The organism is Nonomuraea sp. NPDC050547 (genome assembly GCF_044457345.1).
Classification (GTDB): Bacteria; Actinomycetota; Actinomycetes; order Streptosporangiales; family Streptosporangiaceae; genus Nonomuraea.
Window position 1 is genome coordinate 224,767 of record NZ_JBITGW010000023.1, and the last position, 7,461, is coordinate 232,227.

Genomic DNA, 7,461 nt, shown 5'->3' on the forward strand with positions numbered 1-7,461 from the left:
TCCCCTTCAGTGAACCAAAGGGGGCTGACCTGGGCAGTTATCCGGACATACGAGCCTGTCCCGCACCGCTTGTCGAGGCCTACAAAGAGATCATCCGAGCCCGCACGGCTAGATCAGCGCCAGCCCGATCGAGAACAGCAGCCCGAACGCCAGCTGGAGCTTGCCCGTCGCCTGGAGGACGGCGATCAGGTCGGGCCCGACCGCACCCCCCAGAACGGTACGGATGGGGGCGATGGCCAGCGGCGCGGCCAGCAGCGCCAGCGCCACCCACGGCGAGACCGTCACCAGCGCCAGCACGATCACGAACGGCAGCACCAGGCAGGCGGCGTAGAGCACGCGGGTGCGCTCGGCGCCCAGGACGACGGCCAGGGTCTTCTTGCCCGCGGGGCCGTCGGTGACCACGTCGCGCAGGTTGTTGACCACGAGCATCGAGCACGACAGCAGGCCGACCGGCACCGAGGCGGCCAAGGCCAGGCCGGACAGGTACTCCACCTGGACGAAGGTGGTGCCGACCACCGGGACCACGCCGAAGAACACGAAGACGGACAGCTCGCCGAGCGCGCGGTAGCCGTACGGGCGCTTGCCTCCGGTGTAGAACCACGCGGCGGCGATCGCCGCCGCGCCGACCGGCAGGATCCACCACGCGCGGGTGGCGATCACCAGCGTCAGGCCGGCCACCGCGGCGGCGGCGAAGCAGCCCAGGGCGGCGGTCAGGACCTGGCGCGGCGTGGCGGCCCTGGAGCCGACCAGGCGCATCGGGCCGACCCGCTGGTCGTCGGTGCCGCGCACGCCGTCGCTGTAGTCGTTGGCGTAGTTGACGCCGATCTGCAGCAGCAGCGCGACGGCCAGGGCGACGAGCGCCTGCCACCAGCCGACGGCGCCGAGGCCGAAGGCGACGCCGGTGCCGACCATGACGGGGACGACGGCGTTGGGCAGGGTACGCGGCCGCGCACCGGCTATCCACTGACCAGGAGTTGCCATGTCTCGTCTACCTCTAGCTGATATCCGTGCTGAGCCTGACCATGCGGATCGGGCGGCCCATGTCGAGCACCCGTTCGGCCATGTCCTCGCCCCAGCCGGCCGACTCCAGGAAGCCCAGGACGGCGTAGTTGTCGGCGAAGGCCCAGGTGACGATCTGGCGGTAGCCGTCCTCGCGCAGGTGGTCGACGGTGGCGTTGAGCAGGCGGCTGCCGTGCCCGCGGCGGACGAAGTCGGGGTCGACCAGCAGCGTCAGCATCTCGGAGACCACGGTCGGGTCGAGGTCGGGGTCTTCGGCGGGGGCGTGGGAGGCCAGGCCGACCACGCGTTCGCCGCCGCGCGGCGTGGCGAGCGCGGCGCTGCCGCCGACGCCCAGCGCGGGGAAGCCCTCGGTGTCGAGGATGGTCTCGACCGCGACGAGCACCCGGTGACGGGAGGTGGGCGGGGCGACGATGGCCTCATCCCACTGGCGCAGCCACATCTTCTCGGCCGCCGCACCGGTCATCTGCTCCAGCGGCCCCTCGGGCAGGAAATCCCGATAGCCGTAGCGCCAGGCGCGGACCTGAACGTTCGCAACCTGGAGCACATCCTCGCGCCGGGCCGCCCGGACGCCTACGTCTGCCATTTTCGGCCCGCTCCTTCGCCTGCCGTCATGCCACAAGGCACGAGTTACACCGTATCGGTGTTTGAGCCTTGGGGACGACGCGAACCATGCTTCCTTGCCCGATATGCACGGGTTTTAGTGCGGTTGCCGCAGACCTTCATGGAGCACCAGGATCGCGAGCGGTTCTTCGAGGAGTCGATGAACGCCCATTGGCAGGTGCCTTCCAGGCAGACCTTCAAACGCTCCCATCCGGGATCGAGTACGGCCGCCGCGATCCGGGCCAGCGCGCCCGGGACGCCGGGCCGTACCGGTGTCAGCCGGGGCCCGTCCGCGATCACGACCCGGAGCGGCAGCTGCGGCAGATCCGCCGGTTCCCCGCGGCGCAACGCCGCCCGCAGGCCCTCCCGCAGGGCGATCGCGGTGGCCAGGTCGTCGTCCTCCGCGCGGTCGCCCTCGCCGGCCAGGCCCCGCTCGCGCAGCCACACGGCCAGTTCGGCGGGCGAGGTCAGCTCGTCGGCGTCGTTCTCCACGTCATAGGTGTTCACGAAGTCGCGCACGAGCTCCAGCATGAAACCACTGTAGCGTGTTGAGTGGTGTCTTCTTTGGAGAGGAGTCCTGATGATCGTCCGCATCTGGCGTGGCTGGACCCGTACGGCCGACGCCTCCGCCTACGAGGATTACCTGCTGCGCACCGGGTTTCCCGGTTACACCTCGACGCCGGGGAACCAGGGGGTGCGCTTCACCCGGCGCGATGACGGTGACCGTACCGAGTTCCTGCTGATCTCGTTCTGGGAGTCGTGGGAAGCCATCGCGGCCTTCGCCGGGGAGGACCCGTCGCGGGCCGTCTTCTACGCCGACGACGACGCCTTCCTGGTGGACCGGGAGCGTACCGTCGCGCACTACGAGGTCTTCGCCAGCGCCTGAGCGGTCCCTTCGACGAAGGCGCGCAGCCCGTGCTCGAAGCCGTCGTCGCCCAGCGGGCCGCCGGTCTCGTGCATGGCGGCCAGCAGGGTGGGACCCGGCAGGACGCCGGACGGGCCGCCGCGCTCGGCCTGTTCGTGCAGGACGACGCCGTTGACGTAGTGGGTCAGCGTGGTGATCGTGCGCAGGGCCAGGCCGGGCGTGAAGCCCCTGGAGACCATGCCGTCCAGCTCCTGCTCGAACAGCTCGACCGCGCGGGCGCTGAGGCTGGTCGCGCCGGACACGACGCGGGCGCCGTCGCGGTGCGCGCTCAGCGAGCCGCGGTACGCGCGGGCGCGGCGGGCCAGCCAGTCCTGCCACGGCTCGTCGTCCAGGGGCGGGCCCATGCCGGCGGCCAGGACGATGGCGTCGGCCATGCCGTCCAGGAGTTCCTGCTTGGTGCGGATGTGCCAATACAGCGCGGGGGACTGGACGCCGAGCTCGGCGGCGAGCCTGCGGACGGTCAGGCCGTCGAGGCCGACCTCGTCCAGGAGACGCAGCCCGGTCTCGATGAGCGACTGCCGGGTCAGCTTCTTGTTCACAGTTCACCTTAGCAGTGCTAAGTTGTCCTTAGCGTTGCTAAGGAGGTTTGCCGATATGTCGGGAATTCTGGTGTTGCACGCGGGTCTGGATGACGGGTCCCTGTGGCGCAAGCCCGCGGACCTGCTGGCCGCCCGGTATCCGGTCGAGGTGCCGTGCCGGCTTCAGTACCGGCCCGACCGGGGGCCCGCCGTGACCATCGAGGACGAGGTCACCGAGACGCTCGCCGCCGCCGAACGCATGGGCGGCGAGGTCATGCTGGTCGGCCACTCCTCCGGTGGCGTGGTCGCGCTGGAGGCCCTGCGCGCCGGGTCGTTCGCCGGAGCCGTCCTGTACGAACCGCCCGTCATCACCGGCACCACGCTCGGCGGCGACACCACCCGCCGCGCGCGGGCCGCGATGGCCAGGGGCAAGACGGCCAAGGCCATGCGGACCTTCTTCACGGAGGTGATCAAGATTCCGGGCTGGCAGGCGGCGGCGGGGGCGCTCGCGGTGGCCCTGATGCCCAGGCTGCGCGCACTGGCGCCCCGGCAGCTCGACGACCTGGCCGCCATCGACGCCCTCGGCAACCGGCTGGGCGACTACGCGAACATCCAGGCGCCGGTGGTGCTGCTCGGCGGCGACCAGAGCCCGGCCCACCTCGGCGAGCGCATGGACGCCCTGGAACGCGTGCTGCCGCACCACACCCGCGTGCTCATGCGCGGCCAGGGCCACACAGCCAACCACCGCGCACCCGACCAGCTCGCCCGGATCATCCTCGAACACGCCGACCGGGTGCTCTCCTAACCGGGCCCCATCGCCTCGGCCAGCCGCCTGACGCCCTCGGCCAGTTCGCTCACGTGGGTGGCGGCCATGAAGGTGAGCCTCAGGCGCGGGCCGGGCGGCTCCGACGGGTAGTACATGCGGCCCGGGCTCACCAGCACGCCGTTCCGGAAGGCCGCCTCGACTAGGGCGGGCTCGTCCACGTGCGGCGGCAGCCGTACCCACAGATGCTTGCCGCCACGCGGCACCAGATGGGGCGCGGCGGCCGGAAGGCGCGCGGCGAGGGCCGCGAGCAGCGCGTCGCGGCGGCGGGCGATCTCGGCGTGCACCGTGCGCAGATGGCGCTCCCACGCGGGCGAGCCCACGAACTCCAGCGCCGTCTCCTGCAGCGGCCGCGCCACGAAGAACGACTCCACGAGCTGACTCGCCCGCAGCCGGTGCGCGGCGGGACCGCGCGCGACGACCCCCGCCACCCGCAGGCTCGGCGCGAGGACCTTGGTGAGCGAGCTGACGTAGACGACGGTGCCGTCGGGGTCCATGGAGACCATCGGCGGCGGCGCGGCGTCGGCCAGGTAGCGCAGCACGTCGTCCTCCACCACGAACGCGCCCGCCGCCCGCGCCACGCCGATGACCTGCTCGCGCCGCTCGCGCGAGAGCGTGGCGCCGGTCGGGTTGTGCAGCGTGGGCTGGCAGTAGAAGACCCGCGCGCCGGTGACGGCGAAGGCCTCGGCGAGCAGGTCGGGCCGCACGCCGTCGCGATCCATGGGTACGGCTGTCGCCCGCAGCCCGGCCGCCTTCGCCGCCGCCAGCGCGCCCGGGTAGGTGGGCGTCTCGACCAGGATCGGCGTGCCCGGCGCCGCCAGCGACCTGAACGCCAGCGACAACGCCGACTGCCCGCCGCTGACCACGAGCGCGTCGGCCGCGGTCACGTCGCCGCCCGCCTGGACCGCGAACCACCGGCGCAGCTCGGCCAGCCCGGTGAGCGGCGGCACCGACCACGCGTCAGGCCGCCGCGCCGCCCTGGACGCGGCGGCGGCGAGCTGGTGGGAGGGGCGCAGAGCGGGGTTCAGGTAGCCGCCGGTCAGCGGGATGACGTGGTCGGGCGGACCGGCCAGCAGGGCGGTCACCGCCGTGTCGTCGACCACGCGGTCGCCCAGGGCCACGGTCTGCCAGGACATGTCCGCTTCCGTGGGGGATGGGGCGGCGGGCCGTTGTGCCACGTAGGCGCCCGCGCCCGGCCGCGTCACCACCCGTCCCTCGGCGGTGAGCTGCCCGATCGCCCGCGACACCGTGACAGGGCTGACCCCGTGGCGGCGCATGATCTCCCGGCTGGACGGAAGCCGGTCGCCCGGTTTGAGTCGCGAGACCTCTTCGCGCAGCATCGCGGCGATCTGGGCGATACTGCTATCGTTGTTCATGAATGTACAGAATAGCGCTATCGTCGCTCCCGCAGTAGCGGTCTCCCACGCCCGCCGCGGTACCTTGCTGGCCTTCCTCGGCGTCCTCTCGTTCTCCGGCTCGTTCCCCGCGACGGTCTTCGCGATGAGGGGATTCGACCCGTGGCTGGTGGCGATCGGCCGGGCGTTGGTCGCGGGGCTGGTGGCGCTGGTGTGCCTGCGCGCCGCCCGGGTGCCGCTGTTGCCGCCGCGCCACCACTGGCGTCCTTATGCGTTCATCTCCCTTGGCGTCGTCTTCGGCTTCCCCGTCTTCAGCGGCCTCGCGCTGTCGCTCGGCGCCGGCACCGCGCACTCGGGCGTGGTCATCGGGCTCCTGCCCGCCGCCACCGCCGCGTTCGCGGTGCTGCGGGCGGGCGAGCGGCCCCGGCCCGTGTTCTGGCTCGCCTGTACGGCCGGAGCCGTCGCGATCACCGCCTTCACCTTCACCCGCGCGGAGGGCGGCGGCGCGTCCTGGGCGGACCTGCTGCTGGTGGCGGCGCTGCTGTCGGCGGCCGTCGGCTACACCGAAGGCGGCAGGCTCTCCCGCACCACGCCCGGCTGGCAGGTGATCTCCTACGCCCTGGTGATTTCGCTGCCGGTGACCCTGCCTGTCACCGCGGTGCTCGCGGCGACGACGCCCGTGGTGTGGAGCTTCGAGGCGGTGGCCGGATTCGCCTATGTCGGGCTGATCTCCATGTTCCTGGGATTCATCCCCTGGTACGCGGGCCTGGCCCAGGGCGGCATCGCGCGGGCCGGGCAGACACAGCTCGCGCAGCCCCTGCTCACGATGGTGTGGGCCTGGATCCTGCTGGATGAGCGGTTCGGGTGGGTGACCGTGGCGGCCGCGCTGGCCGTACTGGCGTGTGTGGCGGTGACGCAGCGCGCGCGTACTTGAAATCGCATGACATCGACCCGCACGATGGGAGGCGGAGGTGTCACACATGGCCGACCTCAGCGTGCCCGACGGCGGCTTCTGGCCCGCGCCCGAGATCCCGCAGCCGAACATCTACCCGATGGAGTGGCGGGTCGAGACCGAGAAGCTCGCGGCGATCTACGAGAAGTCCAAGACCATGCTCTGGAACCCGGCCGACCTGCCCTGGGACGGTCTGGTGGCCGAGGATTTCACGCGGGAGCAGCGGCTGGGGATCATGTACTGGTTCGCCGTCCTCGCCAACTTCGACGCCTCCGGGCCCGCGGTCTTCGCCCGTGCGACGATCCAGGCCTTCGAGAAGCACGAGGAGGATCCCGTACGTAAGTGCTTCTTCTCCATCACCCGCGACGAGATGAACCACGAGGAGTGCTGCCAGCGCACCATCGCCCGCCTGTGGCCCGGCGGCCCCCTGGACTGGACGCCCGCCGACGACCTGGAAAGGGCCGCCCACAACAACATCGGCTGGCTTTATCACAACGGCGGGCGATACTGGACCGGGTACAGCTCGGCGGTGGGCAGGTATTCGCTGCCCGTTCTGTTCACCAGCTTCATGATGGGGGAGATGGCGGCGTCGACGCTGTTCAGGGGGATGGCGTCGGGGACTCGGCATCCGGTGTTCGGGGAGATGTTTCAGCGCATCGGCCGGGATGAGTCCCGACATCTCCAGATTTGCATGACGATTCTGGAGAACGAGTGGCCGGGGCTGACCGAGGACGTGAAGTCGCTGATCACCCGGCAGTTGCGGGCCGGGTTCGTGTTCCTTTCCATGATCCTCTGGGAGCCGCCGGAGGGGTTCTGGGAGCTGCCGCCGTACTTCCTGAACAACCACCGCGTCCTGATGGACCACGCCCGCGAGGCCGGCCTGGGTGTGCTGTCGTATGAGGAACAGGCGGAGAACTGGCGCCAGGCGATGGCCAGGGTCCGCGCGATCGTCGAACGCTGGGGCATAGCGTTCCCGGCCATCCCGGAACTGGACCTGGAAGGCGTGCCAGTGGACTTCATCGACCCCGAAGAAATCATCCCCGTGTTCTAGCGACGGCTGGGGCTGGTCCTCGCACCCCCGGGCCTAAGGGCGTGGTCCTCGCGGTGGGGCGCTGCGCGCCAAGAGCTCGGGCTGTGACTGCGGGGGCGAGCCCCCCCACCCCCCGGGGGGGGGGGGGGCCCCCCCCCCCCCCGCCCCCCCCCGCCCCCCCCCCCGCGCCCCCCCCGGGGCGCCCCCCCCCGCACCGCGCCCCCCACAGAAAAAAACA

Annotated in this window: 9 protein-coding genes; 4 read left to right on the forward strand and 5 right to left on the reverse strand. The window is 71.5% G+C overall.

Annotated elements, in window-relative coordinates; genetic code table 11:
• Positions 1-108 precede the first annotated feature (108 nt).
• From ACIBHY_RS45330 to ACIBHY_RS45340, 3 genes are read right to left on the reverse strand one after another with little or no spacing between them, the layout of a single operon-like run.
• A complete protein-coding gene (locus tag ACIBHY_RS45330; RefSeq protein WP_397309958.1) occupies positions 109-981 on the reverse strand; it encodes a 1,4-dihydroxy-2-naphthoate polyprenyltransferase in 873 nt (290 codons plus the stop codon).
• A gap of 13 nt (positions 982-994) precedes the next feature.
• Positions 995-1,603 carry a GNAT family N-acetyltransferase gene (locus ACIBHY_RS45335; protein WP_184966975.1) on the reverse strand — a complete coding sequence of 203 codons (609 nt, stop codon included), beginning with the start codon at positions 1,601-1,603 and terminating at the stop codon, positions 995-997.
• Between the two features lie 44 nt (positions 1,604-1,647).
• A complete protein-coding gene (locus ACIBHY_RS45340) occupies positions 1,648-2,151 on the reverse strand; it encodes a CGNR zinc finger domain-containing protein (RefSeq protein WP_397309959.1) in 504 nt (167 codons plus the stop codon).
• A 49-nt stretch (positions 2,152-2,200) separates the two neighbouring features.
• Between ACIBHY_RS45340 and ACIBHY_RS45345 the strand changes: the two genes are divergently transcribed.
• A complete protein-coding gene (locus ACIBHY_RS45345) occupies positions 2,201-2,506 on the forward strand; it encodes an antibiotic biosynthesis monooxygenase family protein (protein ID WP_397248278.1) in 306 nt (101 codons plus the stop codon).
• Here the strand turns inward: ACIBHY_RS45345 and ACIBHY_RS45350 are convergent.
• Positions 2,482-3,084 carry a TetR/AcrR family transcriptional regulator C-terminal domain-containing protein gene (locus ACIBHY_RS45350; RefSeq protein WP_397309960.1) on the reverse strand — a complete coding sequence of 201 codons (603 nt, stop codon included), beginning with the start codon at positions 3,082-3,084 and terminating at the stop codon, positions 2,482-2,484. The genes ACIBHY_RS45345 and ACIBHY_RS45350 overlap by 25 nt on opposite strands.
• A gap of 55 nt (positions 3,085-3,139) precedes the next feature.
• Between ACIBHY_RS45350 and ACIBHY_RS45355 the strand changes: the two genes are divergently transcribed.
• Positions 3,140-3,868: an alpha/beta fold hydrolase gene (locus ACIBHY_RS45355; RefSeq protein WP_397309962.1), complete on the forward strand. Its 729-nt coding sequence runs from the start codon at positions 3,140-3,142 to the stop codon at positions 3,866-3,868.
• Here the strand turns inward: ACIBHY_RS45355 and ACIBHY_RS45360 are convergent.
• Positions 3,865-5,262 carry a PLP-dependent aminotransferase family protein gene (locus ACIBHY_RS45360; RefSeq protein WP_397309963.1) on the reverse strand — a complete coding sequence of 466 codons (1,398 nt, stop codon included), beginning with the start codon at positions 5,260-5,262 and terminating at the stop codon, positions 3,865-3,867. The genes ACIBHY_RS45355 and ACIBHY_RS45360 overlap by 4 nt on opposite strands.
• Here ACIBHY_RS45360 and ACIBHY_RS45365 point away from each other — a divergent pair.
• Together ACIBHY_RS45365 and ACIBHY_RS45370 are read left to right on the forward strand one after the other, a co-directional pair.
• Positions 5,261-6,175: a DMT family transporter gene (locus tag ACIBHY_RS45365; protein WP_397248286.1), complete on the forward strand. Its 915-nt coding sequence runs from the start codon at positions 5,261-5,263 to the stop codon at positions 6,173-6,175. The genes ACIBHY_RS45360 and ACIBHY_RS45365 overlap by 2 nt on opposite strands.
• A 46-nt stretch (positions 6,176-6,221) precedes the next feature.
• Entirely contained in the window at positions 6,222-7,244 is a 1,023-nt protein-coding gene (locus tag ACIBHY_RS45370; protein ID WP_397309964.1) for a hypothetical protein, read from the forward strand.
• Positions 7,245-7,461: the final 217 nt, after the last annotated feature.